Source organism: Haladaptatus sp. ZSTT2 (assembly GCF_037081775.1).
In the GTDB taxonomy this organism is placed as follows: domain Archaea; phylum Halobacteriota; class Halobacteria; order Halobacteriales; family Halococcaceae; genus QDMS2.
In genome coordinates, this window is sequence record NZ_JBAMHQ010000001.1 from 537,746 (window position 1) to 562,350 (window position 24,605).

At 60.1% G+C, this 24,605-nt stretch carries 28 protein-coding genes and 1 tRNA gene; 12 read left to right on the forward strand and 17 right to left on the reverse strand.

All coding sequences use genetic code 11. The features are described from left to right. The 3 genes from V5N13_RS02805 (at nucleotide 1) to V5N13_RS02815 (ending at nucleotide 3,696) form a co-directional block, all read left to right on the forward strand. Nucleotides 1-1,830 carry an FAD-binding protein gene (locus V5N13_RS02805; protein ID WP_332899311.1) on the forward strand — a complete coding sequence of 610 codons (1,830 nt, stop codon included), beginning with the start codon at nucleotides 1-3 and terminating at the stop codon, nucleotides 1,828-1,830. A 339-nt stretch (nucleotides 1,831-2,169) separates the two neighbouring features. After that, complete coding sequence (glmU, locus tag V5N13_RS02810) at nucleotides 2,170-3,354, forward strand: bifunctional sugar-1-phosphate nucleotidylyltransferase/acetyltransferase (protein WP_332899312.1); 1,185 nt, start codon at nucleotides 2,170-2,172, stop codon at nucleotides 3,352-3,354. 153 nt (nucleotides 3,355-3,507) lie between these two features. Continuing rightward, a complete protein-coding gene (locus V5N13_RS02815) occupies nucleotides 3,508-3,696 on the forward strand; it encodes a DUF7576 family protein (protein WP_336359535.1) in 189 nt (62 codons plus the stop codon). Between the two features lie 6 nt (nucleotides 3,697-3,702). On the opposite strand, the gene V5N13_RS02820 is transcribed toward V5N13_RS02815, so the two are convergent. Genes V5N13_RS02820 through V5N13_RS02830 form a run of 3 tightly spaced genes read right to left on the reverse strand, consistent with a single transcriptional unit; the run spans nucleotide 3,703 to nucleotide 7,094 of the window. Further along, nucleotides 3,703-4,980 carry a DUF7405 family protein gene (locus V5N13_RS02820; protein WP_336359536.1) on the reverse strand — a complete coding sequence of 426 codons (1,278 nt, stop codon included), beginning with the start codon at nucleotides 4,978-4,980 and terminating at the stop codon, nucleotides 3,703-3,705. Between the two features lie 39 nt (nucleotides 4,981-5,019). Continuing rightward, the gene (locus V5N13_RS02825) at nucleotides 5,020-6,402 is read right to left on the reverse strand and encodes a hypothetical protein (RefSeq protein ID WP_336359537.1); all 1,383 of its coding nucleotides are present in this window, start codon (nucleotides 6,400-6,402) and stop codon (nucleotides 5,020-5,022) included. Nucleotides 6,403-6,446: 44 nt separating this feature from the next. Then, nucleotides 6,447-7,094, reverse strand: a complete 648-nt coding sequence (locus V5N13_RS02830) for a hypothetical protein (protein WP_336359538.1) — start codon at nucleotides 7,092-7,094, stop codon at nucleotides 6,447-6,449. A 107-nt stretch (nucleotides 7,095-7,201) separates the two neighbouring features. Here V5N13_RS02830 and V5N13_RS02835 point away from each other — a divergent pair, with 107 nt between their 5' ends. After that, nucleotides 7,202-7,813 carry a metal-dependent hydrolase gene (locus V5N13_RS02835; RefSeq protein ID WP_336359539.1) on the forward strand — a complete coding sequence of 204 codons (612 nt, stop codon included), beginning with the start codon at nucleotides 7,202-7,204 and terminating at the stop codon, nucleotides 7,811-7,813. Here V5N13_RS02835 and V5N13_RS02840 read toward each other — a convergent pair whose 3' ends face one another. The 5 genes from V5N13_RS02840 to V5N13_RS02860 all read right to left on the reverse strand — a co-directional run bounded on the left by V5N13_RS02840 (nucleotide 7,814) and on the right by V5N13_RS02860 (nucleotide 10,076). Beyond that, on the reverse strand, nucleotides 7,814-8,332 hold the full coding sequence (locus tag V5N13_RS02840) for a DsrE family protein (protein ID WP_336359540.1): 519 nt from the start codon (nucleotides 8,330-8,332) through the stop codon (nucleotides 7,814-7,816). It abuts the gene before it with no gap. 14 nt (nucleotides 8,333-8,346) lie between these two features. Next, the gene (locus V5N13_RS02845; protein WP_332900096.1) at nucleotides 8,347-8,628 is read right to left on the reverse strand and encodes a PadR family transcriptional regulator; all 282 of its coding nucleotides are present in this window, start codon (nucleotides 8,626-8,628) and stop codon (nucleotides 8,347-8,349) included. Between the two features lie 86 nt (nucleotides 8,629-8,714). Next, nucleotides 8,715-9,056, reverse strand: a complete 342-nt coding sequence (locus V5N13_RS02850; RefSeq protein WP_336359541.1) for a DsrE family protein — start codon at nucleotides 9,054-9,056, stop codon at nucleotides 8,715-8,717. Between the two features lie 34 nt (nucleotides 9,057-9,090). Then, nucleotides 9,091-9,285: a XapX domain-containing protein gene (locus V5N13_RS02855; RefSeq protein ID WP_336359542.1), complete on the reverse strand. Its 195-nt coding sequence runs from the start codon at nucleotides 9,283-9,285 to the stop codon at nucleotides 9,091-9,093. Nucleotides 9,286-9,326: 41 nt separating this feature from the next. Beyond that, the gene (locus V5N13_RS02860) at nucleotides 9,327-10,076 is read right to left on the reverse strand and encodes a CPBP family intramembrane glutamic endopeptidase (RefSeq protein ID WP_336359543.1); all 750 of its coding nucleotides are present in this window, start codon (nucleotides 10,074-10,076) and stop codon (nucleotides 9,327-9,329) included. A gap of 561 nt (nucleotides 10,077-10,637) precedes the next feature. On the opposite strand from V5N13_RS02860, the gene V5N13_RS02865 reads away from it, so the two are divergent. Beyond that, a complete protein-coding gene (locus V5N13_RS02865; RefSeq protein WP_332899322.1) occupies nucleotides 10,638-10,805 on the forward strand; it encodes a hypothetical protein in 168 nt (55 codons plus the stop codon). 32 nt (nucleotides 10,806-10,837) lie between these two features. Here V5N13_RS02865 and V5N13_RS02870 read toward each other — a convergent pair. From V5N13_RS02870 to V5N13_RS02880, 3 genes are all read right to left on the reverse strand, one after another. Next, nucleotides 10,838-10,911, reverse strand: a tRNA-Thr gene (locus V5N13_RS02870). An 11-nt stretch (nucleotides 10,912-10,922) separates the two neighbouring features. Next, entirely contained in the window at nucleotides 10,923-11,405 is a 483-nt protein-coding gene (locus tag V5N13_RS02875) for a GNAT family N-acetyltransferase (protein ID WP_336359544.1), read from the reverse strand. After that, nucleotides 11,405-12,601 (reverse strand): phosphoglycerate kinase, encoded by a 1,197-nt coding sequence (locus tag V5N13_RS02880; protein WP_336359545.1) that lies wholly within the window; start codon nucleotides 12,599-12,601, stop codon nucleotides 11,405-11,407. Before V5N13_RS02880 ends, V5N13_RS02875 begins: the two co-directional genes overlap by 1 nt. Nucleotides 12,602-13,018: 417 nt before the next feature. Here V5N13_RS02880 and V5N13_RS02885 point away from each other — a divergent pair, with 417 nt between their 5' ends. Genes V5N13_RS02885 through V5N13_RS02900 form a run of 4 tightly spaced genes read left to right on the forward strand, consistent with a single transcriptional unit; the run spans nucleotide 13,019 to nucleotide 16,824 of the window. After that, complete coding sequence (locus V5N13_RS02885) at nucleotides 13,019-13,963, forward strand: branched-chain amino acid ABC transporter permease (protein ID WP_442904977.1); 945 nt, start codon at nucleotides 13,019-13,021, stop codon at nucleotides 13,961-13,963. 11 nt (nucleotides 13,964-13,974) lie between these two features. After that, nucleotides 13,975-15,306: a branched-chain amino acid ABC transporter permease gene (locus V5N13_RS02890; protein ID WP_442905090.1), complete on the forward strand. Its 1,332-nt coding sequence runs from the start codon at nucleotides 13,975-13,977 to the stop codon at nucleotides 15,304-15,306. After that, on the forward strand, nucleotides 15,299-16,120 hold the full coding sequence (locus V5N13_RS02895; protein ID WP_336359548.1) for an ABC transporter ATP-binding protein: 822 nt from the start codon (nucleotides 15,299-15,301) through the stop codon (nucleotides 16,118-16,120). The genes V5N13_RS02890 and V5N13_RS02895 overlap by 8 nt, the downstream gene beginning before the upstream one ends. After that, nucleotides 16,117-16,824 (forward strand): ABC transporter ATP-binding protein, encoded by a 708-nt coding sequence (locus V5N13_RS02900; RefSeq protein ID WP_332899328.1) that lies wholly within the window; start codon nucleotides 16,117-16,119, stop codon nucleotides 16,822-16,824. The genes V5N13_RS02895 and V5N13_RS02900 overlap by 4 nt, the downstream gene beginning before the upstream one ends. Before the next feature lie 191 nt (nucleotides 16,825-17,015). Here the strand turns inward: V5N13_RS02900 and V5N13_RS02905 are convergent, their stop codons facing one another. From V5N13_RS02905 to V5N13_RS02920, 4 genes are all read right to left on the reverse strand, one after another. Then, nucleotides 17,016-18,380 carry an ABC transporter substrate-binding protein gene (locus tag V5N13_RS02905; protein WP_336359549.1) on the reverse strand — a complete coding sequence of 455 codons (1,365 nt, stop codon included), beginning with the start codon at nucleotides 18,378-18,380 and terminating at the stop codon, nucleotides 17,016-17,018. A 96-nt stretch (nucleotides 18,381-18,476) separates the two neighbouring features. After that, complete coding sequence (locus V5N13_RS02910; protein ID WP_332899330.1) at nucleotides 18,477-19,025, reverse strand: CBS domain-containing protein; 549 nt, start codon at nucleotides 19,023-19,025, stop codon at nucleotides 18,477-18,479. 75 nt (nucleotides 19,026-19,100) lie between these two features. Then, nucleotides 19,101-19,871 (reverse strand): GTP cyclohydrolase III, encoded by a 771-nt coding sequence (locus V5N13_RS02915; RefSeq protein ID WP_332899331.1) that lies wholly within the window; start codon nucleotides 19,869-19,871, stop codon nucleotides 19,101-19,103. A 62-nt stretch (nucleotides 19,872-19,933) separates the two neighbouring features. Next, complete coding sequence (locus V5N13_RS02920) at nucleotides 19,934-20,449, reverse strand: redoxin domain-containing protein (protein WP_336359550.1); 516 nt, start codon at nucleotides 20,447-20,449, stop codon at nucleotides 19,934-19,936. Between the two features lie 141 nt (nucleotides 20,450-20,590). Here V5N13_RS02920 and udk point away from each other — a divergent pair, with 141 nt between their 5' ends. Continuing rightward, entirely contained in the window at nucleotides 20,591-21,250 is a 660-nt protein-coding gene (gene udk, locus V5N13_RS02925; protein WP_332899333.1) for a uridine kinase, read from the forward strand. 1 nt (nucleotide 21,251) lies between these two features. Here the strand turns inward: udk and V5N13_RS02930 are convergent, their stop codons facing one another. Continuing rightward, nucleotides 21,252-21,572 (reverse strand): DUF5785 family protein, encoded by a 321-nt coding sequence (locus V5N13_RS02930; protein WP_332899334.1) that lies wholly within the window; start codon nucleotides 21,570-21,572, stop codon nucleotides 21,252-21,254. A gap of 133 nt (nucleotides 21,573-21,705) precedes the next feature. Between V5N13_RS02930 and V5N13_RS02935 the strand changes: the two genes are divergently transcribed. Beyond that, nucleotides 21,706-22,356 (forward strand): helix-turn-helix domain-containing protein, encoded by a 651-nt coding sequence (locus V5N13_RS02935; RefSeq protein ID WP_336359551.1) that lies wholly within the window; start codon nucleotides 21,706-21,708, stop codon nucleotides 22,354-22,356. Nucleotides 22,357-22,399: 43 nt separating this feature from the next. Next, complete coding sequence (locus tag V5N13_RS02940; protein WP_336359552.1) at nucleotides 22,400-23,176, forward strand: HpcH/HpaI aldolase family protein; 777 nt, start codon at nucleotides 22,400-22,402, stop codon at nucleotides 23,174-23,176. Nucleotides 23,177-23,185: 9 nt separating this feature from the next. On the opposite strand, the gene V5N13_RS02945 is transcribed toward V5N13_RS02940, so the two are convergent. After that, nucleotides 23,186-24,490 carry a RimK family alpha-L-glutamate ligase gene (locus V5N13_RS02945; RefSeq protein WP_336359553.1) on the reverse strand — a complete coding sequence of 435 codons (1,305 nt, stop codon included), beginning with the start codon at nucleotides 24,488-24,490 and terminating at the stop codon, nucleotides 23,186-23,188. Between the last annotated feature and the right edge of the window lie 115 nt (nucleotides 24,491-24,605).

Consider the following 24,605-nt stretch of genomic DNA (forward strand, 5'->3'; position numbering starts at 1 on the left):
ATGCACGAACACGACGTAATTGTGGTCGGCGCAGGCGGCGCGGGGCTCCGCGCGGCCGTGGCGGCCCACGAAGAAGGTGCGGACGTGGCAATGGTCACGAAGCTCCACCCGGTTCGCAGTCACACGGGTGCTGCAGAAGGTGGCATCAACGCCGCCCTCCGTGAGGGCGACTCCTGGGAAAGCCACGCCTACGACACGATGAAGGGGTCTGACTTCCTCGGCGACGCCCCGGCAATCGAAACACTCTGTCAGACCTCCCCCGACGAGGTCATCCAGCTCGAACACTGGGGTATGCCCTTTTCCCGCGAGGAAGACGGGCGCGTCTCCCAGCGACCGTTCGGTGGGCTGTCGTTCCCACGGACGACGTACGCCGGTGCCGAAACCGGCCACCACCTGCTCCACACGATGTACGAGCAGGTCGTCAAACGGGGCATTACGGTGTACGACGAGTGGTACGTCTCCCGACTCGCGGTGACCGACCACGACGACCCCGAAGACCGCACGTGTCACGGTGTCGTCGCAATCGACATCCAGTCCGGTCGCGTCGAGGGCTTCAAAGCGAACAACGGCGTCATCATCGCAACCGGTGGCCCCGGACAGGCCTTCGACCACACGACCAACGCCGTCTCCTGTACCGGCGACGGTCCGGCGATGGCCTATCGCGCAGGTGTCCCGCTCGAAGACATGGAGTTCATCCAGTTCCACCCGACCACGCTGCCATCGACGGGGGTCCTCATCTCCGAAGGTGTCCGCGGTGAAGGCGGAATTCTCTACAACGCCAACGGTGAACGCCTCATGTTTGAGTACGGCTACGCGAACAACGACGGCGAACTCGCCAGCCGTGACGTGGTGGCGCGCGCTGAGTTGACGGAAGTCAACGAAGGCCGCGGCATCGAAGACGAGTACGTTCACCTCGACATGCGCCACCTCGGCGACGAGCGCATTATCGACCGCCTCGAAAACATCCTCCACCTCGCGGCTGACTTCGAGGGTGTAGACGGCCTCGAACGGCCAATGCCCGTCAAACCCGGTCAACACTACGCGATGGGCGGCATCGAGACCGACGAGAACGGTCAGACCTGTATCTCCGGCCTCTACGCCGCAGGCGAGTGTGCCTGTGTGAGCGTCCACGGCGCGAACCGCCTCGGCGGGAACGCCCTGCCAGAACTCATCGTGTACGGGGCCCGTGCTGGCCGCCACGCGGCCGGGAAAGACCTCGGCGAAGCGCAGATTCAGACCGGCCCGTCCGCCAAATCCGAAGACGGTGACATCGGTAGTCCGGTTCCGCTCGGTGCCGTTGACACGCCCGACGAAGACGTCGCCGCAGACGGTGCGGCCGTCGATGTCGAGACGGTCATCTCGAAGGCAGTCGAAGCCGAAAACGCCCGCATCGAGCGGTTGATGACCAAAGACGAGGGGCTTCAGCACGCAGAGATTCGCCACAAGCTCCAGAAGGCAATGACGCGCAACGTCAACGTCTTCCGCACCGAAGACGGCCTGAAGCAGGCGCTTCGAGACATCCGCGAGGCGCGCGAGGCCTACGAGGACGTGTACGTCGCAGACCCAAGCCGGACGTTCAACACCGACCTCATCCACACTATCGAGACGCAGAACCTCATCGACGTCGCAGAAACTATCACGGCCGGTGCGCTCGCCCGCACCGAGTTCCGTGGCGCCCACTGGCGCGCAGAGCACCAAGAGCGCAAGGACGACGAGTGGATCAAACACACGCTCATGGCGTGGAACGACGGCAGCCCGGAACTCTACTACAAGCCGGTCATCTTAGAAGGCGAAGAGAAGACCTACGAGCCGAAAGTGCGCTCCTACTGAGCGAATCATTTCTTTCTCAGTTTTCACCGAACGAGAGTCGCAACGCGACCACCAACACGACCGCTCCTACGTCCACCACCTTCGACGCAATCACCTACACCGTCGACACGATCACGGCACAGTCCACGTGCGGGGCGGATTCGGGGCGGATTCGGGGCGGTCTGCGGAGGCGGGGTAGTTCAGTGTTGTCGGCTACCGCGGAGTCACTGTGAGCGAATACGAGTTGGAGAGAAAACGACACACACGAAAAACCTCAACGAACTAAACACTCGATACGGCCTGTGAAACTGCCCCACGGTGGCCGATAGTTCTTTTGTGCAGTATCCAAACTCTCAGTCAATGCAAGCAGTCATTCTTGCCGCCGGAGAGGGGACGCGGATGCGGCCGCTCACCACCTCCACCCCGAAACCGATGTTGCCGGTAGGCGACCGACCACTCTCAGCACACACCGCAGACGCCGCCGTCGAGGCGGGTGCGGACGAACTCATCTTCGTCGTCGGCTACGAGGCCGAGGCCGTCCGCGCGTACTATGGCGACGAGTACCGGGGTGTCCCGGTCAGTTTCGCGGTTCAAGAAGAACAAAACGGCACCGCAGACGCCGTTCGCGCCGCCCAAAAGCACATCGACGGCGACTTCACCGTCCTCAACGGCGACAACCTCTACGACAAGGAGGGCATCAAGAAACTCTTCTCAGAGGCTCCCGCAATCGCCGCCTTCCGCGTCCCAGAGCCGTCTAACTATGGCGTGCTCTCGACCGACGACGGCCGCGTGACCGAGATTGTCGAGAAACCAGAGAACCCACCGACTGACCTCGCAAACGCTGGGTCGTACGCCTTCCCCGCCGAAGCCCGTGACTGGCTCGATGACGTCGAACTCTCAGAGCGCGGCGAGTACGAGATTACGGACGTGGTCGCCCGCGTCATCGAGAGCTACGACGTGACGCCGGTCGAGGTCACGCGCTGGCTCGACGTGGGCCGCCCGTGGGAACTGCTCGAAGCGAACGAGTGGAAACTCGGCGAGCTCGAACGCGACATCCGTGGCGAGGTTCACGAGGACGCAGACCTGCGCGGCGCTGTCGTCGTCGAAGAAGGTGCGGTCGTCGAACCCGGCGTCGTCGTCGAAGGGCCGGTGCTCATCAAATCCGGCGCACACGTTGGGCCGAACGCTTACATCCGCGGGGCGACGCTCATCAGCGAGAACTGCCACGTCGGCCAGAGCGTCGAAATCAAAAACAGCGTCGTGATGCACGACACGAACGTCCCGCATCTGAACTACCTCGGTGACAGCCTGCTTGCACCGGACGTGAACCTCGGGGCGGGCACGAAGGTCGCGAACCTCCGCCACGACGACGCGGACGTGAAGATGACGGTTAAAGGCGAGCGCACCTCAACGGGGCGTCGCAAGTTCGGCATCGTCGCCGGAGACGGCGCGAAAACCGCCATCAACACGAGTCTCAACGCGGGCGTCGTCCTCTCGCCGGGGGCGACGACCACGCCCGGCGAGTCCGTCCTCCGCGACCGCTGAATCGGTCTGTCCACCACCCCCGTTCTCCGCCGCTTTTTCTGATTCACGCCACCATGACAGTGCAGAACAATCATGGATGATAATCGAAGAATCGACAGACAGCACTGCCGTAACGGGTGCTTCTAAGTAGTCGTGCTACGATGACTCACTCATATGGTTGACCCAACATCAGACCTCGGTGAGGACGTGACCGAGGAAACCGCCCCACGGTGTGCGACCTGTGGGACAAGTATCATGAACGACCCAAACCACCGGGTGCTCACGTGGATCGAAGACAACGAGGTCCAGTCTCGCCACTTCTGCAACGACCGGTGTCGTGAGAAGTGGAACCCAGAACAGTAGAGTCGCTCAGGGCGCTGGGGTGGGCAGCGCGCGGTGGGCGCGCGGTGGGAGCAAGTAGTTCGCGCGGTGTTTGACGAACATATATTCGAGGATGCCGTTGTTCACTTTCTGTTTGATAGCGGGGCTTTCTTTGACCTGCTTTTCGCCGTTCATCGCCTCTCTCGTCTTCTCGAAGTCACCGATTCCTCGGTGGAGCGAGACGAAGTGGACGCCAGCCTCGCCACCATCGGTCGAATCGAAGTCACGGCGAAGAATGATTGGCTTGCCGTTCTCGCGGACGCTTGCCATCTTCTGTGAGTGGCCAATGCGGCCGTAACTGCGGGCGTCTTCGTCGATGCGGTCTGCACACTCGCCGTCGACCTGCGAGTCCGTCCCGAGGTTGTGGCCCGCGCCTTCGACGAGGCCCTCTTCTGCGTGGAACGGACAGAACATCTCTGCGACGCGCTCTTCTCGATTCTGTTCGACGTACCAGTCGTCGAGGCGCAGCCGGATGCGCGAGACGTGCTGGGTCGTCCCACCGGCAAACGGCCCGTCTTGAATCGTCACGCGGTCTTCTGTGGCCTGATTGTCTGAAAATCCGGACATGAAGCCCATGAACAGCGGTGAGTCTTCGGGAACCGGGTCGCCGTCTGGAATCCCGTCTACGTCCTGATTCGCGGCTGGGATGCCTTCGCCAACGAAGCCGGTGCGTCGCTCGGCTTTTTCGAAGATACCCTCGAAGCTTGCGGCCATCTCGTGGCCGTTCAGCGTATCCTGTTTGCCCATTATCGCCTCTTCTGCGGCGAGGACGACGTGGCCGTAGTCGCTTGCGAGGTGGATGATGGCGTCGTAGTCTTCGAGTTCCGGTTCCTCGAACGACGACAACGCCTTCGGGTGCGGGAGGTCAACCGAGTCGGGGAGCGACACGTCGAAGCGGTCGAAGTACGCAGGCGAGTAGCTCATCGTGAACAGAAGCCCGTTGTGGCTTCGTTCGTAGGCGTGTTCGAGGCTCTGGAGGGTTGCTTCGACGGTTTCACGCTCGTCTGGAGTTGGCGTGTCGCCCGTGTAGTTGAACGGGAGGAGGAGGTGGTGTTTCGGGGCCATGACATTGCCCACGTCACTGGTCATGAGCGAATCGTTCCACGCGTGCTGGCGGGTTGGGTACGACGAGAGGTCGTCGGGACCACTTGGCACGTCGGGATTCCCTTCGCGGTCGAGGCAGGCTGATACTGCGGCGGCACCGCCAATCGCGACGGCGCTTTTTACGAACGCTCGACGCGATATGCCACGGGTTTTGCGGGCCATCTCGGTACGGTTGGGAACGCGCAGAAAAATGTGTTCTGCTTAGCCCGTGACGACGGGGCGCGAGATAATCCAGAGCGAGAGCATGGTGTAGCCAACCATCAGCGCGACGAGCGGAACGTGCGCTCGCTGGGCCAGCGTCGGCGTCTCGTAGCGGCGAATCGCAACGCCGTGGGCGGCGACGACGGCGACGACGTGGCCCACAACGATGAGCAGCACTTGCGACCCCCAGAAGATGGGGAGTGACAGCCAGTCAGTAAGCGAGATGGCGAGTGCAGGCCCAGCCGTGACTCCGGCGAGGGTAAGTGCGACGAACTGGCCCGTGTTGTCGAGGACAAACGGGTAGACGTGGGCGAGTTCGTACGCCACCGCAATCGGGAGAATGGTCGGGGCGAACACGAGGGCGGCGGCGCGCCACTCATTGCGGCTACCTGCCCGCGTGATGAGTAACACGATGAACGCGTAGCTTGCGAGAAAGCCGAGAAAGCCAGCCACGAACAGGAGGATGTTGACGGCTCCACCGAGGTTGAGAGCCGTACGAAGCCCGGTCGAGAGCGACTGGAACTCCGGCGTGCTCGTAAAGCCGTCGAAGCTGACGGTGTACACCGTGGCGATGATGAATGCCGCGATGCTCAGGTCGCCCGCCGCGTCGAGGCAGCCAGCCCACGGGCGACGGCTGTCGAGGTGGATTTCGCCGGTCTCTGTGCGCGAACACCGAACCGGTGAAACCCGGCCAAACAGCCGGTAGAGAACGGCGAAGAAGTCCGCGCGCTCGAACCAAGTGTCACCGAAATAGACCCCACCGAGCACCATCACCAACGTGTAGCCGAGGACGAACGTGGCCGTCGCCTGCGGGTCTCGTGGAATCGCCGTCAGGTTTTCGAAGATGCCGACGACGAGCAAGAATCCCACAACTGCGGGCCAATGGGCGAGTTGCGCTGGATACCTCGCGAGACGAAGGTCACCCTCTTCGAGGCGGGAAAGGCCCCGATAGAGCGTGCGCCACGGCGAGAGCACGCGCCACGGACTTCCGACGAGCAACGAGACGATGGCGACGCCTTTGAGCCAGACCCACCAGCTAAAGACCGTCGCGGGATTCTCTGCCCCGGCTTGCTTTCCAAAGAGTCCCCAGAACACGGCGAGCACGACGAGGGCGAAAAAGCCGACTCGACCAGCCAGTGTGAGGCTGCGGGAAAGCTTCGCCGAGAGCGTCGTGAGACGGGTTGGCGACGCCGCCGTTGGCTGGCGGGCTGAGATACCAAGCCAGACAGCTGTGACTGCAACGGTGACGCCCGCGCCGGCAATCAGGAGTGTGAGCGGAAGCGGTGCTTCGAAACGCGACCCGCCAACTTCGTGCGCACTCACGACGCCGCTCGTGAGGAGGACAAAGACGCCGGAGAGCAGCGCGCGCCGAAGGCGGGACATATGCTCTGTTCACCGGTTCGAACCAAAGAAGGTAGCGAATCGACTCATCTCCGGCTCACGTCGCGCACACGAGCGCGGGCAGCCGCGACGGTGTCCGCGAAATCTGCGAGCGTGCGGGTGCCAAAAATGGCGACGAGTGTCGCGCCAACGAGGTCGAACAGGAGGTCGACGATGGTGTCTTCGAGGCTGTACTGAATGAGCAGCGGGCCAAAGCCGTAGCTGTCTGCGAGGCTGTGCATCGTAAATTCGAGCACTTCCCAGAAGACGCCAAAGCCGAGCGTGAACACCAGAATATAGACGAACAAGAACGGCTGTGGGAATGAAACAACGTCGTGGTGTTTGTCGAAGACGCGAGCGGTTGTGTAGCCGACCCCCGCGACAATCGTCGCAGAGAGCGTGTGGGTGACGTGGTCCCACCACCAGACGGTCGAGTAGAGACCGACCATCCCAACGGCGTGGAGGAGGACGGCGAGCGTAATCCACAGCGTGAGCGCTGGATGCAGCGGAATTCGGTAATCGCGTTCGAGGATCGCGGGAAGGAACGTAATCCCAAGCGCGATGAGCGCGTTAACGATGATGCTGACGTTCCGGTTGACCACGCCAACGACGAACACAACGACAATGGCGAGTTGCATGAGGTGGCCAACCTGTCGTTGCTGGCGCGGAGAAACGTGCAACTGTGCAATCGTCATCACCGTATTATACGTGGGGGAGGGGTAAAATCACCCACATAGTGCTACATGGTGACATATCGACAGCATACCTATATACGCTGGGTGGCCTACAAAACTTGCAAATGATGGCAACGACCCACGCGCTTGTGGGCGCGATGGTGGCCGCTGTCACGCTGTTTCTCGCACCTGAGTACACACCAGTTGCAGTCACGGCGGGCATCGCTGGCGGTGTGTTCCCGGACTTAGACCTGTACTGGGGACACAGACAGACCCTGCATTACCCGGTGTACTTCTCGATTGCGGCAGTCGGTGCCACAATCGGTGCCGTGTACGCGCCTTCGATATGGACGGTTGCACTCGCGTTCTTCCTGCTCGCCGCCGCACTCCACTCGGTGATGGACATCTTCGGTGGCGGCCTCGAACTCAAGCCGTGGCAAGGCGGCTCAGACCGCGCGGTGTACAACCACTTCCACGGCGTGTGGCTGGTTCCACGCCGGTGGGTGCGCTACGACGGTGCGCCAGAGGACCTGCTCCTCGCAGGCGTGATGGGCCTCCCAGCGCTCTGGCTCTACGACGGCGTCATCGACCACGTCATCCTCGGCGCGCTCGTCGTCTCGATTGGCTACGCGCTCGTGAGAAAACAGATGGTGTATCTAGCAGAGCGCCTCATCCCGCAGGTGCCAGACCAGTACTTAGACCGCGTCCCAGAGCGATTTATTCGGGACTTTTCGCGGTAGTTAGGCGACCTTGATGTAGGCGTAGCCCATCGCTTGCAGTCGGGTGAACTCGCCAACCCCGGAAGGCACGATTTTGACACCCTCTAAGAGGTCGTCTTCTGCGATACCGATGGCGTCCATCGAGTTCTGACACGCACAAAACGTGACGTTCTGCTCGGTTCTGAGCTGTGAGATACGGTCTGGATAGTCAGAACCCTCGCTCGTGAGGGAGTTGACGGCGTGGCTGTTTGCCACGAGGACGATGTCGTCTACATCAACGGTCTCGTCAGCCCGGAGGTTTGCAAGGTTGTTGAGGGCTTTTCGCTCGTTCTCTGCGCCATCGCTCTGGAGGTGGAAGACGGTGTTCATGTCAAGGGGTTCTTCGGTCTCGGTTGTCTCTGTGGCTTCGGCTGCCTGCTGTTCGGTGGTCGCGTCGGTCGTCTCGCTGTCTGTGGGTTCATCGGTAGCTGACTCTCCACTGCTGGTACAGCCTGCGAGAAACAGCACGCCTGCCGCGGTTACAAAGTGTCTGCGTTCCATTCGAAGGACGGTGCTTACTCAGAAGGGTTTACGTACTGCGCTTTCCACTGCTCGCGCTCTTCGAATGCACGTCGGCCCTTCTCGCTCAGATCATAGTAGTTCGTCCGGCGGTCGAGTTCGCCCTTCTCGACGAAGCCCTTGTCGACGAGGGTGTCGAGGTTCGGGTAGAGCCGTCCGTGGTGAATCTCCTTTTCGTAGTAGGCTTCGACCTCTTCTTTGATGGCGAGGCCGTGGGGTTTGTCGTGACCGCTGATGACGTAAAGGAGGTCTCGTTGGAATCCCGTCAAGTCGTTCATTGGCATAGAAATATGTCTCCGAGCTATCCACATTATTATGTGCCGTCTAAGGGATTCTTTCTCGATGTCTAAGGTGTCTAGCGGTTTCACGGCGTTTTTATATAGGCGTAGCCAGCCGCCTGCAATCGCGTGAGTTCGCCGCCGCCGGAGGGAACCACCTCGGCGGCCGGGTGGAGGGATTCTGCAGTCAGTTCGCGACTCTTGAGTGAGTTCGAACAGACGCGAAACGAGACGCCGCGTTCGTGAAGGTCGGTGATTCGGGCGGCGTGGGGTCCGCCGTCTCTGAGAAGAAAGACGCCGTCGCCGTTGGTGACGAGGACGACTGCCGTATCCGGGACGGTGGTGTCTGCGAGTATGTTTTCGATGTTCGAAAGGACGGTTCCATACGCGGCTTCGCCACCGACGGAGAAATGAAATGCCGTGTTCATACCTCCTCTCACGTCGGCTGGTGGCTTTGCTGTTTCAGAGGCCAAGGGCAGCGAGCAAGTCGAACCCGACGTCGACCTGTTCGATGAGCTTAAAGCCGAGATAGATGCCGAGGATACCTGCGATTCCGGCGAGGTTCGGTGGAGCGGGGATTGGAATCTGTAAAAAGCTAAACAGCGAACCGGTCGCAAAGCCGGTAGCGAGTGCAAGCATGACGATTACGGTGTCCATATCTGTCGTCTGTGGCCCATCACCTTCAGATGGCTGATTTCTTACAGCGCCCCAATTTGTCCCATTTGGATAGAGACGTACAGCAGCGAGAACAGCGTAGCGTTGTAGAGGCCGTGAATCAGCGAGGGAACCACGATATTCCCGGTTCGCTCGTAGGCCGCACCGAAGACGAGCGCCGGGAAGAACAGGATGGCGATGCTCACGAGTCGGCCGCTCGTGCCGCCGGTGAGGGCGACGAAGTGGATTGCGGCGAACACCGCACTCGCCAAGATGACGCCCGGAACGGGGCCAAGCACGCGCCGGATGGTACCCTGTACGATGCCCCGAAAGAGGAGTTCTTCGCCGGGGCCGATGAGGACGAACGAGGCGGGAATCAACACCAACAGGACTTCCGGATTCTGGATGCCAAGCTCTGCGGCCTGGTTTGAGGAGGTTTGGACGCCAGTGAAAAAGACGAACAGGCCTGCGAGGATGATGGCGGCGATGGCGGTAATGTAGCCCCCAACGACCCAACCAAGGTCTCTGAGCGTTGGTATCCGCGCGCCGATGAACGACGTTGGCAGGTCACGCAGTCGCAGATAGACGAGCGCAACGCCACCGAAGGCGATTCCTTGGGTCATCACGAGCGAGATGACGATGAGGTGGGTCGCAGAAAGTTCGAACCCCGTCAAAGACAGGAAGACAATCGTGCCAAGTGAGAGGGCAACACCAGCCACAAGCCCGACGGCCGCGACGACGAGGGCAAGCGCCACCGTCACCACCGGGCGAGTCTGCTGTGTCGGAGCGGTCATACTAGCGTAAGGTGACAGACTCACAAAACGGTTCGGTCGCGAAGACACGCAAAAAGCGGTTTAGGGGGTGGGGTTTCGTATCCCGGCAGTCCACTGCGAACGGGGGGTATGGGGGATGAGCGCGGTGAACCGATTCGCTTTCCAACAATATCTTCGCAACCAGATTGACCACTGCAGTGGTAATAACAATATCGTCAGACGTCGCGCGAATTTACTAGCAAAAAGGACAGCGTACGAGTGAAATACTATCTACATTAAACTGATGATATTCACCCATATCGACTAGTGACTCTGGGAGATACATTAAGTGGTAGATGGTAACAATTAACATGATAGACCGTGATGGTACGAGCAGAGGGGCTGGAGTGAAATGAAGTGTGATAACTGCAAAACCGTCGGCGATTGGCTTGGAGCGAACACCTCATGGGAACCGGTCGGGCACGAACCGGCCGCACACCCACTGTACGAGTGCAACGAATGCGGAAATCAACAGTGGGCGAAATAATTCACACGGCCCACCGCACAACTAGATTCTTTACCATTGACCGTGATAGTTACAGTATGGCAGTATCAGTAGTTATTACCCTCACCGTGATTTCGCTCGTCGTCATGACGCTCGCGTTCCTCGCCGGCCGCTACCTTATCGGTCGCATCATGGCTCCGGACATCGATGTAGACCTCCTCGAAGAACCTGTCGTAGAGGAACAAGTCGGTCGCGGTGCCGTGTGAGCGTCCACTCTGGAGTGAAGCACCGAAAACCAAGCCAGGATCGGGATTCGAACCCGAGGAGTCTCGATTACAAGTCGAGTGCATGAACCGCCCATGCTCTCCTGGCGCACTCTGTGCTTATTCCTTCTCCTTTGAGTGATTATCGCTTTCGATGTGCTTCTCCAATTCGACCCGATGTAGGGTGTAGCCGTGGCGCTCGTAGAATTTGAGTGCGTCTTCGTTTGCGGCCATCACATCGAGGGCGATGATCTCTGCACCGGCGTCTCGTAACTGCTCCTCCGCGGCGGCGAGGAGCGTCGAGCCAATGCCTTGCCCGCGGAAGGCCGGTTCGACGTAGATGTTCATCACGAGACCGCGGGACACGTCTTGCTGGTAGACCCCGGCTTCCACGTCGAACATGACGAAACCGACGATGGAATCCGCTTCGCGCGCGACGATGAGTTTGTCTGCGACGACGAAGCGAGCGAGTGCCTCGCGGATGATGTTTCTGTTCGCATCGGCAAACAGGTGTGACCCGAACGCGCGCTGGCCGGTCGCGAGTTCCACCCAGAGGTCTGCAAGCGTATCGACTGCCTCTGGTTCCGGAACCCCAAGTTCCATCAGGTGCGCAGAACCTCGATGGCGGGGAGTGACTCGCCGGTGAGCATCTTGAGCGCCGCGCCGCCGCCCGTGCTGACGTGGGTAAAGCCCTCGATGCCGAGACGTCTGAGCGCCGCGGCGGTGTCGCCACCGCCGACGATGCTGTTTTTGGCTTTCGTCGCCGCGTTGTAGAGCCCTTTCGTGCCGACCGCGAACTGTTCCATCTCGAAGACGCCCGCCGGGCCGTTCAGAATCACGGTGCCCGCGTTCGCCATAATGTCGCCGTAGAGGTCGACCGTCCGCGAGCCGATGTCGAGGGCTGGTTCGTCGGGGGCGGCCGGAAGGTCTGCAATCGGAATCTCTGCGCGCTCGCCGTCTCGCTCGACGGCTACGTCTCGGGGGAGGATGATTTTGTCGCCGTAGGCGTCGAGCAGGCGACCCGCGCGGTCGACTTCGTCCCAGTAGCCCTCATCTAAGATGAACTCGGAGCTTGCCTTGCCGAGTTCGACGCCCTTTGCGATGAGAAACACGTTTCCGACGACCCCCGTCGTGAGCACGGTGTCCGCGAGCCCGCGTTCTAAGACGCTTTCTGCGACGTCGATGGAGTCGTTTACCTTCGCGCCGCCAACGGCGTAGACCCGCGGTGTGGGTGCGCTCTCGATGTCGCCGAGTACGTCGATTTCCCGCTCCATGACCCGTCCGGCGTAGGCGGGAAGACGGGTTGGGAAGCCAACGAGCGAGGGCTGTGAGCGGTGGGCGGCGGCGAACGCGTCATTCACGTAGGCGTCGAGGACGGGAACGAGACGGTCGACGAGTGCGGTCTGCCCGGCGGCCTCGGGGTCGAACTCCATGTACTCCTCGCTGTAAAAACGGGTGTTCTCTAAGAGGACAGCTTCGCCGTTTTCGAGCGCGCCGATGGCATCGCGCGCTTCTTTCGAGAAGTTACCATCGCAGTACGAGACGGGAAAATCAAGAAGTTCGTCGAGACGGTCGGCGTGGGGAGAGAGCCCGGAAAAGGAAGAGCCACCCGGCCGACCCTGGTGGGCGAGGATGGCGACACGCCCGCCCCGAGAGAGGAGTTCTGAGAGTGTGTCTACGTGCGCGAGGATGCGTGCATCGTCTGCGAGCGAGCCATCGTCGGCAAGTGGGCTGTTGACGTCGACGCGCACCCCAATCGTGGTTCCGTCCACGGAGAGGTCGTCGAGGGTCGGAATCATTAGCCACGACTGGGTTGCGCCGTCACAAATTCCTTTCTGCTCTGGGCGGTGGGCTGACGGGTGCGCGCATCTCCGTCACGAACGTTCATGGACGTTTTCCAAACCAATGAATCGCACAACCCATATGAATATTACACCGCACATGGTCACCTGTCTCCAAAGTTGACCATAAATCTGTCAAAATACCCGGCCGAAGTAAGAAAGGTTTATTGATGATTCAAGACCCGGTATCCATGTGGAGCGTTCTCAATGGGTATAGCAGAAACTTACACGCGTGGGCGGCGGTTTGTCATAGAGCAACCGCTCGCGCTCCTGGTAGGATTCGTCGTTGTCTTGATGATCATCGACTTGCTTGATGGTCTCTCGACAGGTCGAATCCAATTTTCGCGGGTAGGGACGCTTGTATGGGACGGTCTCATGCAGGGTCTCGTCATCGGGCTTGCCGGTATCGGCCTCTCGATGACGTATAGTATTTTGAACTTCGCAAACTTCGCACACGGCGACTACATCACGAGCGGGGCGTTCGCTGGCTGGGCGACGACGTATCTCGTCGCCGGGCTTGGCCGCGCTGACGTCGGCTCGCTGTTGCTCGTCGGTGCGAGTGGCTCTGTGTTCGGTGGTCAACTCGGTATTGGCATCACCGAAACGCCACTCGCCATCATCCTCGGAATGATTGTGGCGGGTGTGGCGGCAGTCGCGCTGTCGCTGTTTATCGACCGCTTCGTCTACCGGCCGATGCGGGCAGAAGAAGGCATTGCCCTGCTCATCACGAGCATCGGGGTCGCCTTCGCCATTCGCTACCTCATCCTGTTCGTCTTCGGCTCTGACGTGCGCGGAACGACAGACGCGGGCGGCGTCCCGGAGGTCGCCCCGTACTTCGTCGACGGCGGGGTCAGAATCAGCATGCACGACATCACGTTGGTCGTTGCGAGCGTCGGGTTGATGCTCGGCGTCCATCTCCTTCTCCAGCGCTCGAAGCTCGGGAAGGCGATGCGTGCGATGGCTGACAATAAAGACCTCGCGCGGATTACTGGTATTCCAACCGAAGAAGTCATTCGGGCAACCTGGATTATCGGTGGCGCACTCACCGGCGTGTCTGGCTACATGTTCATCCTCTGGAAGGGAACGATTAGCTTCAACGACGGCTGGTTGCTCCTCTTGCTTATCTTCGCCGCGGTCATCCTCGGCGGGATTGGCTCGGTGTACGGTGCAATTGCCGGTGGCCTCGTGATTGGCCTCGCGGCCTCCGTGTCCGTCATCTGGATTCCCTCGGAGTTCGCCCGGGCATCCGCGTTCATCGTGATGATTCTTATCTTGCTGTTCAAGCCAAGTGGGCTGTTCAGCGGGAGGGCAACCGCATGAGCGCAAAAGAGATGCTCGAAAACGAGCGCTCTGCACTTGCAGAGCTCTGGGAGCGCGACATCGTCAAAGTCGCCGCCGTGTTAGGTGCAATCTATTTCGCCTACATCATCGCCGGGCTGTTGCTCGGCTTCGAGGTCCGCGGACAGATTAACGCCATTGCACAGCTCACGTTCTACATCGGCGTCTTCTCGCTGTTGGCGCTCGCGCTCAACCTCCACTGGGGGTATACTGGCCTGTTCAACATCGGGATTGCCGGCTTCATGGCCGTCGGGATTTACACGATGGCGATGGTCTCGAAACCAATCGCCGCAGAGGGCGGTGCGGCCTCGGTGGGCGGCCTCGGGCTTCCCATCTGGGTTGGCATCCTCGCAGGGATGGCCGCAGCGGCGTTGCTCGGCTTCATCGTGGCGTTACCCGCGTTGAAGTTGCGCGCCGACTATCTCGCAATCGTGACGATTGCCTTCTCTGAAATCGTCAGATTCGGCTACCTCTCTGGAACCTTCCAGAACATCACGCTGTTTGGCTACGAAACCGGGACGGGCGGCGGTAGTGGACTCATCCTCAACTTCAAAGACCCACTCCAAGCCCTGCTCGAAACGCTGTTCCTCTGGGATGCGTATCTCGGCGTCGTGAGCGCGTTTACAGTTGTCGTGCCGGAGAATCCAAAGCCAGTGGTCGACGGCCTCGCCTACGGCGTGCTGTTGCTCGTCTTCGTCGGGCTGTTTTACTGGCTGCTCCAGCGCACCGGTGAATCGCCGTTCGGACGCGTCCTCAAGGCAATTCGTGAAGACGAAGACGCCGCGAACGCACTCGGGAAGAACACGAACCGGTTTAAAATCAAGTCCTTCATGCTCGGCTGTGCGCTGATGGGGCTTGGCGGCATCCTCTGGCTGATGAGTACGGGTGCAGTGACGCCCAACTTCTTCCTGCCACGCATCACGTTCTACGTGTGGATTGCCCTCATTATCGGTGGGGCTGGCTCTAACACCGGGAGCGTCCTCGGTGGTGCCGTGTTCGCCGCGGTGTTGTTCCAGGGGCCACTCTACGTGAAGAACCTGCTCGATGCCGCACTCGACATTCCATCGCGCGGGCCGCCCGACTTCGGGCAAGCGATTGGCCCGCTGTTTTCGAGCCTCGACCCGATGCCGTTCATCGTCTACACGCTGAACAGCATCAACACGCTGCAGCTCGTGTTCATGGGAGTCGTGCTCATCTGGCTGATGCACAACCGCCCAGAAGGCATGCTCGGCCACCGCAAGGAGATTGCGGCGAGCATCGACCTCGGGCGACCTGAGACGACCAAGAAGCCAACGGCAACCGACGGCGGTGAGACCAATGAGTGATACAGAACAGGTAGCGCAGTCAGCGGCCAGTGGCCCAGACCTCACCGAATATCCCCTCGAAGTCGAAGGACTCTACAAGTCCTTCGGTGGGATTCAGGCAGTAGACGGTGCGACGTTCAAAGTCGAACGTGGCACCATGACCGGTCTCATCGGACCGAACGGGGCGGGGAAGTCCACCACGTTCAACCTCATCATGGGGACGCACAAGCCCGACGGGGGCACGGTGCAGTTCAATGGCCACGACATCACGGGCCACCCGGCCCACGAGATTGCGAACAGTGGTCTCGTGCGCACGTTCCAGATTGCGCGTGAACTCGCGGATATGACCGTTTTAGAGAACATGATGCTCGCCCCGAAACACCAGAAGGGTGAGGCGCTCTGGCGGTCGGTCGTCCCGTTCGCCCGCAACGACGTGGTCATGCAAGAACACGAACTGCTCGACCGCGCGTGGGGCATGCTCGAATTCTTCGAAATCGACCACCTCGCAGAGGAGTACGCGGGCAACCTCTCTGGGGGCCAACGCAAGCTGCTCGAATTGGCACGCGCGTTACTCACCGACCCCGACATGCTCCTGCTCGACGAGCCGTTCGCGGGCGTGAACCCGTCGCTCGAAAAACGGCTGTTGAAACACATCCACGAACTGCGCGAGCAAGGCTACACGTTCTTGATTGTCGAACACGACATCGACCTCATCATGAACAACACCTCGCACGTCATCGTGATGCACCAAGGACAGGTGCTTACCGAAGGCCCACCGGAGCAGGTCAAGGCAAACGAGGACGTCATCGAAGCCTACCTCGGAGGGACGGTATGAGCCTGCTCGAAGTCCGTAACTTAGACGCTGGCTACGGTGAGGACTTACAGATTCTCACCGACGTGGACATGGACGTTGGCGAGAGCGAGTACGTGACGATTGTCGGGCCGAACGGCGCGGGCAAATCGACCATGATGAAGTCCGTCTTCGGACTGACCACGCACATGGGCGGCACCGTGGAGTTCAACGGCGAGGAAATCTCCGGGCTGAACCCCGAGGATATCATCCACAAGGGAATCGGCTACGTCCCCCAGAACGACAACATCTTCCCGACGCTCACGGTTCAAGAGAATCTGGAGATGGGCGCGTACATTCTCGATGAACTGCCACAAGACGCGCTTAACGCGGTCTACGAGCGCTTCCCCATCCTCAGAGAGCGCAAAGACCAAAAGGCCGGGACGATGTCTGGCGGCCAGCGCCAGATGCTCGCGATGGGTCGGGCGCTCATGCTCGAACCCGAACTCCTCCTCCTCGACGAGCCATCCGCCGGGCTTGCGCCCGACCTCGTGATGGAGATGTTCGACAAAATCGACGAAATCAACGAGGCGGGCACGGCCATCATGATGGTCGAGCAGAACGCGAAAGAGGCGCTGCGCCGGTGTGACCGCGGCTACGTCCTCGCAAACGGCAAAAACCGCTTCATGGACACTGGTGAGGCGCTCCTCGGCGACGAGGAAGTGCGCCAAGAGTTCCTCGGCGGGTAAGCGCGAGTTCGGCTTTTCATTTTTTCAGTACTTACCGAAAGCGAACGCCAAGAGGTCGACGTTTTCCGACGTGATGGGTTCCCTGCTCATCACCTGCTGGATTGGATGACACCAGCACCATCGAACCGGTCGATACTGAATAGACCGAGCCAACGGCTCACACCGCAGGTGCCAAAAGAAAAGGTGTAGGTTTACTGGCCGAGGGCTTGTTCGACGACCGACGTGTACGAGGACTCGCCGATGTTGAACGCAACCTTGTTCGTGACGGTGCCGCCAAACTCACTTTCGAACACTTCCGAGAAGCGGTCGGACAGTTGCTGGCCGTAGTCGTTGTTGACGAACAGCGTTGCGGCTGACGAGCCACCGAGGCGCTCTGAGGCGACCTGCGCCATAACGCGACCCTGCAGGAAGTCGGATGGTGCCGTGCGGAAGATGTAGTCGTCGTCATTCAAGTTTGAGACGGACAATGCCGTCGAGGATGGCGAACAGCCAACGACCTTGTTCGGGATGAACACCTGCTGGGAGACAGGCACGTTGACACCCGACGAAGCCGACCCACACACGGCGGGGTAGCCTGCGTTGACGAGCGACTGTGCGGCTGCGACACCGGAGTCAGGCGACGTCTGCGTGTCTTGGACCTGTGCATCGACGGTGATGTTGATGCCAGCGTCGTTGACCTGCAGTGCGGGCAGGCGGGCAGCATTAATCATTGGCTGACCAACTGCGGCGAGGTCACCGGTCTCCGGCAGGAGGATTCCGACCTTTACTTCGCGGCTGTCGCTGCCGGGTGCGGAGTCGGCCATCGGGCCGGAGCCGTCTGGGTTGTCGCTCTCGAAGTTCTGGGTCTCCTGTGCGGGCGAACTCTGGTTCGCACGGTCGAACGTCCAGATGTCGTAGGCTGCGGATGCAGGGTCACCCTTGTCGTCGAAGTTGACCGCGGAGGACGCACCCTGATAATTGATGTCGTCACCGGCTGCGGCGGCTTCGACGGCATCGACGAAGTTCTCCGGACCGAACTCTTCGCCGGATGGGTTTGCGATGCGACGGAGCTGGTCGCGGATGTCCGTCCCGCTGTTCGCGCCTGCTGCGGCGTTTGCGAGGATAAGAACGGCCACCGAGTCGTACGACTGGGAGGTGAACACGGATGGTGCTGCGCCGAACTCCTCTTGGAACAGCGAGTCGAACGCTTCCTGGTTTGGCCCGCCTGCTGCGGGGGCCGTCCCGGTCACGTTCGCCATGTCGTTACCGACCTGGTCTGGGAGGGTGTTCGATCGAAGGCCATCAGGTACCAGGATCTGTTCGCTCCCGTCGCTCAGATTGTAGTAGTCACGGAACAGCTGGATACCCGACTCTGGGTAGCCAATCACGGTGATGACGTCTGGGGAACCGTCCCCGCCACCGCCGCCACCGCCGCTGGTCGTGGTGGTACCGCCACCGCCGCCGCTCGTAGTCGTCGTCTCCTCTCCGTCCGGACTGCCGATACAACCGGCCAGTCCAGCAATCCCTGCTGCGCCAAGTCCCTTAAGGAATCTCCGGCGCTCGTTATTTGGTGCCATACAACTCGGTCTATTGGTCGTGAAGTTTATAAAACTACCCTTGAATATGTGACTCCCTGCCGCGGTTTTGCTTTATTGTCGAAATAAAAACGATGGTCAAATGTCACGACAATCGGGGCAAACAAGCTGCCCGTTTACGTTCGCCAAATCTCTGGTTAGCGACCCACAGACCTCACAGATACTCTGATTCGAATACTCGGTATCCAGTGGGTCCGCATCGGAGAGGTTCGGTTCTGCGTCGGTTTCGTCACCCGAACCGAGGTGTCCAAGAACCGACGCGGTAACCAAGTCACCTTCGGTAACGATTCCGATAGGTTCGGCCCCTTCGAGAACGATGAGACGGCCAGCGTTCCCCCGCGTGAGCATGCTCGCAGCTTCCTCTACGGGCAAATCATCAGAGACGGTGACGATACCCGGGTGCATCACGTCAGAGACGGTCGCCGAACTCGGGTCTTTGCCGTTGAGAAACAGACCAAGCATATCGCCTTCGGTGACGAGTCCAACGACCTCTTGGCCGCGGAGAACCACAGCACAGCCCTGTCCTTCGTCGCGGATGAGCTGAGCCGTGTTGACGGCCAAGTCGGACTCGCTCACCCCGACAAATTCACGAGTCATCACATCGCGAATCGTGACGGTATCTTCCATATGAGAATATTTCACACACTGGGGCTAAAAGCTACCTCCAGCACGCTTAAGCATACGCCCGCCGTATGTGAGTAATTACGCGTTTTCGAAGTCGAATTCGACCGCAGAGCCGGTGGCTCTGCACGTTTCGAGCGCGTGTTTTGCGGCCATGCCCGCATCCTGTGGCGACCGGGCTCTGCCGACGCCGACTTTGAGTTCGACGTTCACCGCGTCGCGCACGTGGTCGATGGCGTCTTGATACGCGGCCTCGTCCATGTCGGGACAGACGGCGATTATGTTGTCGCCGCCGACGAAAAACGAGAGCGCGCCGTTTTCTTCGCGCATGTAGCGCATCAACTCGGCGTACCCCTGTTCGATGTTGATGAACGTGTCAAACTCGTTCAACTGGTCTGTGTACTGGCCCGTCGCGTCGTTCACGTCGAAGTGGGCGAGTTGGACGTCTTCTGCGGTGCGAAACTGCTCGTCGATGGTTCGCCCGCGCAGAATCTCTTTCCGTGTTTTGTCCTGTGCGCTCCCCGCGTCTTGAAGCTGGCTGGTCGCGTCTTCGAGCGCCTGAATCGGTGATTGCCCGGTCGCCACGCTGAGGCTCACGGTCACGGGATAGCGGTTGCGGACGGACTCTTGAATCCGTGCGTGGTCTTCGACTGAGAGGCCGTTGGTCACCGCTATCATGTTGTCAAAGCGGCTGAAGAAGATGTAGCCATCGCGGTTGCCAAACAGTTGAGAAAGGTCTGCATACAGCCGCGATTGGAGCGTCTGGAGGTCAACTTCACGGCGTGGTTCGGGCGTGACCGTCCATGGCCCGTAGTTATCAATTTGAATCAGAGTTACCTGCGTATTCGTCACGGTTGGTCGGCCCTACGAAGTCCGCGCGTATCTTTCTTTTCGATGCGGATTTTGACGGAGGGTTACGGAATGTCGTCTGCGGTGAGCGTTTCGTGAAACGAAACGAGTTCGAGAAGTGCCTCGTTTATCGCAGTCAGTTCCGGTTGGTTGTAGGCGTCGTCTGTCGCCCAAGAGTACTGAATCGTGCCGGCACTATCGATGAGGAACACTGCACGCTTGGGGACATTTTTGTGGCCTTCCCACTCGTCGTAACAGACGTTGTACTTCGAGGCGACGGAACCGTCTGTATCAGAGAGGAGCGGGAAGCCAATATCGTACTCTTCTGAGAACTGCGAGTGGGAGTAGACAGAGTCAGTCGAGATTGCCCACACTTGGAGGTTTTCAGTATACGAAAACCACTCTGCGTCGCGGATGCTACACAGTTCAGTCGTACAAATCGGGCTGAAGTCGAACGGGTAAAACAACAGCAGGATTATCGACCCATCAGCCGTGTAGTCCGTGAGGCTGAATCTCGTTTGTTCCTCATCCTCGACACCGACCAGCGAGAAAGATGGTGCCTGTGCCCCCATTTGTGGCATAGAAACACAATCGCAGCAATCATGTGAATAGTCTGGCTTTTCCACCCTCCTTGTGTGTGGTGGTGGGTATTCGCACAGCGTTGGGCGGTCTACGACCGAAATCCGCAGATTAAAACTACCGGGCACCCGACTCCGGAAACAATGATTCCCTCGTTCGTCATCGGCATCGCAGGCGGCACCGGTGCCGGAAAGACGACTGTCGCCCGCGAGCTCACCGAAGGGGCGGGCGATTCGGTCACCCGCATCCCGCTCGACAACTACTACAAAGACCTCTCACACCTCGACATGGACGAACGCGCCGAGGTCAATTACGACCACCCAAACGCCTTCGAGTGGGAACTCGTCCGCGAGCACATGGGGGCGCTCATGGAGGGTCAACACGTCGAGATGCCCCAGTACGATTTTACGATTCACAACCGCCGTGAGGAACGCATCACCGTCCAGCCAACGGACGTCATCGTCTTAGAAGGCATCTTCTCGCTGTATGACGAGCAGTTAAACGACATGATGGACCTCCGCGTGTACGTCGAGACGGATGCAGACGTTCGCATCCTCCGGCGCATCCGCCGCGATGTCATCGACCGCGGGCGCGACTTAGACGGCGTCATCCAACAGTATTTGAACACGGTCAAACCAATGCACGAGCAGTTTGTCGAACCGACGAAAAAACACGCAGACCTCATCATTCCTGAGGGTGCAAACCGAGTGGCGGTGAACCTGCTCGCGGATAAGGTACACGCAGAGATCAACGGGACGGCGACGGAGTTGCGCGAGGCATCGAGCCCCGGTCGGCCAGAATAGCTTACGCCTTTTGCTTGTCGGGGTTTTCGACGTTCGTATCGTAGTCCCAGAAGCCACCGCGACGCATGCCGCGTCCGACGGCTTTGTGGAACTCGACGAAGTCAGCGAAGTTCTCCTCGGGGACGTGTTCGAAGATGTCCGCGACGCTTACGACGCGCTGGTAGTTGATGCGGATTGGGTGGTCGCCGTACTGCGCTACGTAGTCAGCTTTGGCGAGCGGGAAGTCTTCGTCTTCGTTGATTTTCTTGGCAAGGATTGCGTGGCCGTATTTACGCATGCCCTCGCTGCCTTCCTCACCGTCTGGGTCGTGGGGCCAGTCCATGCGTTGTGACAGTTCCCGACTCTCAAAAGGGTTTATGTTCCGGCGGTGGGCGGACGTTTGGAGGGGTTTGTCAGAATGGTAAATAGAACCGTGACGGGAGTCTGTAGCAATGCCCCCAGCATGACGTGTCCCCATGAAATACCTCAAGTTTACCCTCGCACCGACCGAACGCGCGCTGCACCCACTCGATGAAACAATCGGATGTCACCCCCACGTCACCCGAGAAGCGCTCTTGCACGTCGATTTACTCGCAGATGGCCTGCAAATTCTCCTCTACCGCCTTCGCGGCGACGCAGACTCCTTCACGGCGATGCTCGCCGTTCACCCGGACGTACGCTCCTACGAACTGGTCGACGTAGACGGCGAGCGGTTCCACATCTACATCCAGGTCGAGGCCGACGAGGTCGGCGGTGAACTCATCTCACTCGTTGACGACCACGCTCTCATCATCGACGGCCCGCTCGAATTCACCGCGAAGGGCCTTCGCGTGACCGTGGTTGGAACCCACGACAAACTCAGGGACGCCCTCGCCTCGATGCCCGAAGCGATAGACATTTCCATCGAACAAGCGGGCGACTACGCACCCGACCGCAAAGACGTGCTGTCACCGCTCACGGCCCGGCAGCTCGAAGTGTTCGAGGCAGCCGTCGAGTCTGGCTACTACGACGTGCCACGCAGAGCAACGCACAAGGAACTCGCAAAGAACCTCGATTGTGCGCCGAGCACGGTCGATGAACACCTCCGCAAAGCCGAGGCACACGTCGTTTCCGGACTGCTCGGCTGACATGGACTGGCACATTTTAGTCGTTCCCCCGAGAGCATTCTGTATGACCGCTGACCTTCGGGCCGCGTTCCACGCCCGCGAACCAGTGTGTGGCAGTTGGATTTCACTCGCAGACCCCGCCGTCGCAGAAGCTACGGCAAGTCTCGATTATGACTTCCTGCTCATCGACACCGAACACGCTCCGCACTCGGTTGAGACCGTCACCGACCTCGTCCGTGGCGTCGATGCCGCACCGGGCGACACCGCACCGTTCGTCCGCGCAGCGTGGAACGACCCCGTTCGCATCAAGCGCCTGCTCGACGTCGGCGTCTCTGGCATCATGGTTCCGATGCTCGAAAGCCGCGCCGACGCCGAAGCGTTCGTGAGCGCGACGCGCTATCCCCCTGAGGGTGAGCGCGGCATCGCCGCAAGCCGCGCCGCCCAGTACGGCCTCGACTTCGAGGAGTACGTCGCCCGTGCGAACGACGAACTCGTTACGATTGGACAAATCGAGACTCGCGCCGGGCTCGATGCCGTAGAAGAGATTGCGACCGTCTCCGGCCTCGACGCGCTGTTCATCGGCCCCGCAGACCTCTCTGGCGCACTCTCAGTGTTCGGGGAATGGGAAAGCGACGAACTCCACGAGGCGATGGAGTCGGTGCTTTCGACCGCTCACGCCCACGACGTGCCGGTTGGCACGCTTGCGAGCACGAACGACCAAATCGACAATTGGCTCTCACTCGGCTTTGATTACCTCATCGCGGGCATCGACGTGAGCCATATGCTCGCCGGAAGCGTGGCCGCAAAAGAGCGCTTTGACAATGCGATGGCAGAGCGGTAGAACGAACGACTACGACCCGACATCCACCTGATAATCTTTCAGGATGTCGCGGCCGATGATGACCGGGTAGCTCATGTGGCTCCGGTCTTCGACGCTCGCCATGAGCGTGTGCGTCCGCCCGTCGATATCGATTGTGATGTCCACGACGGGGCGTGTTTTCCCCGTCTTGTTGCTTCCCGAAACGATGCGCGTGCGGTCGGTGATTGGCCCCGCTCCAATCTCTGCAGCTAACGAGATGTCGATGCTCGTCCGCGTCGCGCCCGTGTCTGACTTTGCGGTGACGGTTTTCGCGCCCGACGTGCCGTAGACGGTCACGTCTTTCGTGTAGCCAATGACCGGACGCTCTGCGGGCAAATTCTCGACCGCCTCCTCGGTGATGAACGCCGGCGTCGAGTCGTCGAGGTCGGTCGCCAGTTCCGCGACGAGTTCTGGCTCGACCTCGCCACCTGCTCGCTCGATCGCGAGTGCAGCGATGTACGGTGCGGGGCTGATTCCCGTCGCCCCGAACAGACCTTTGAATCCCGCGGTCGGATTCACTTCGAGGACGTACCAGCCGTCGTCGCCGCAGATGAGGTCGATACCGGCGTAGTCGAGGCCAATAACCTCGGTGGCTCGCAGCGCAATGTCTCTGACTTCGGCTGGCAGGTCGGCGGTTGCATCTTCTGTGTCCCCGCCAAGGGCGACGTTCGTCCGCCAATCCCCGTCAGGCGCATGGCGCGTCATCGCCGCGATAACCTCGTCGCCGACCACGTACACCCGGAGGTCGCGGTGTCGGTCTGCATCGACTTCAATGAACTCCTGTAAGAACGCCCAGCGGTTTCCGACTTGGGGCGAGAGCAACTCCTCTGGCGATACCTTCCACGTCCAGCCACCGTGCGTCCCGATTGCTGTCTTGTACACTGCCTCCTCGTCGAACTCACCACGCGCTTCGTTCAACCGACCAGGGTCGAGCGCGAGCAGTTGGTCTGGAACGGGAATGCCCGCTTCGGAAAGGCGCACCGCCGTCGAGTACTTGTGCATCGCCGTGAGCACCGTCGTCGGGTCGTTGAGCACCGGGACGAGCCCTTTTACCGTGTCTGCAAGACAGAGCGCCTCGGTGGCGTAGTCGGCTTTCGAGAGCAACAAGCGGTTGATGACAATGTCAACGTCCGGTTCGAGCGTCGCCTGCCCTGCTCGAATGCGGACTTCGATGTTGTCGCGCCGGAGCCACTCGGGGTCGTGGCCCAGTGCTTCGATGGCGTTGAGAATCGCCTTCGTCTCTTTCGAGGTATGGAGGCTCAACACGCCAATTCGGAGCCGTCCGGCTTTCGTCATGGCTTGATTTAGAAACTCACGACACTTGAATCAATCTCCGAAACGATATTAAGCGCGCTCCGGGTGAACGGCGTGGCGGTCGTTCGGAGACGTTACCAGAGAACCGTACGGAAAA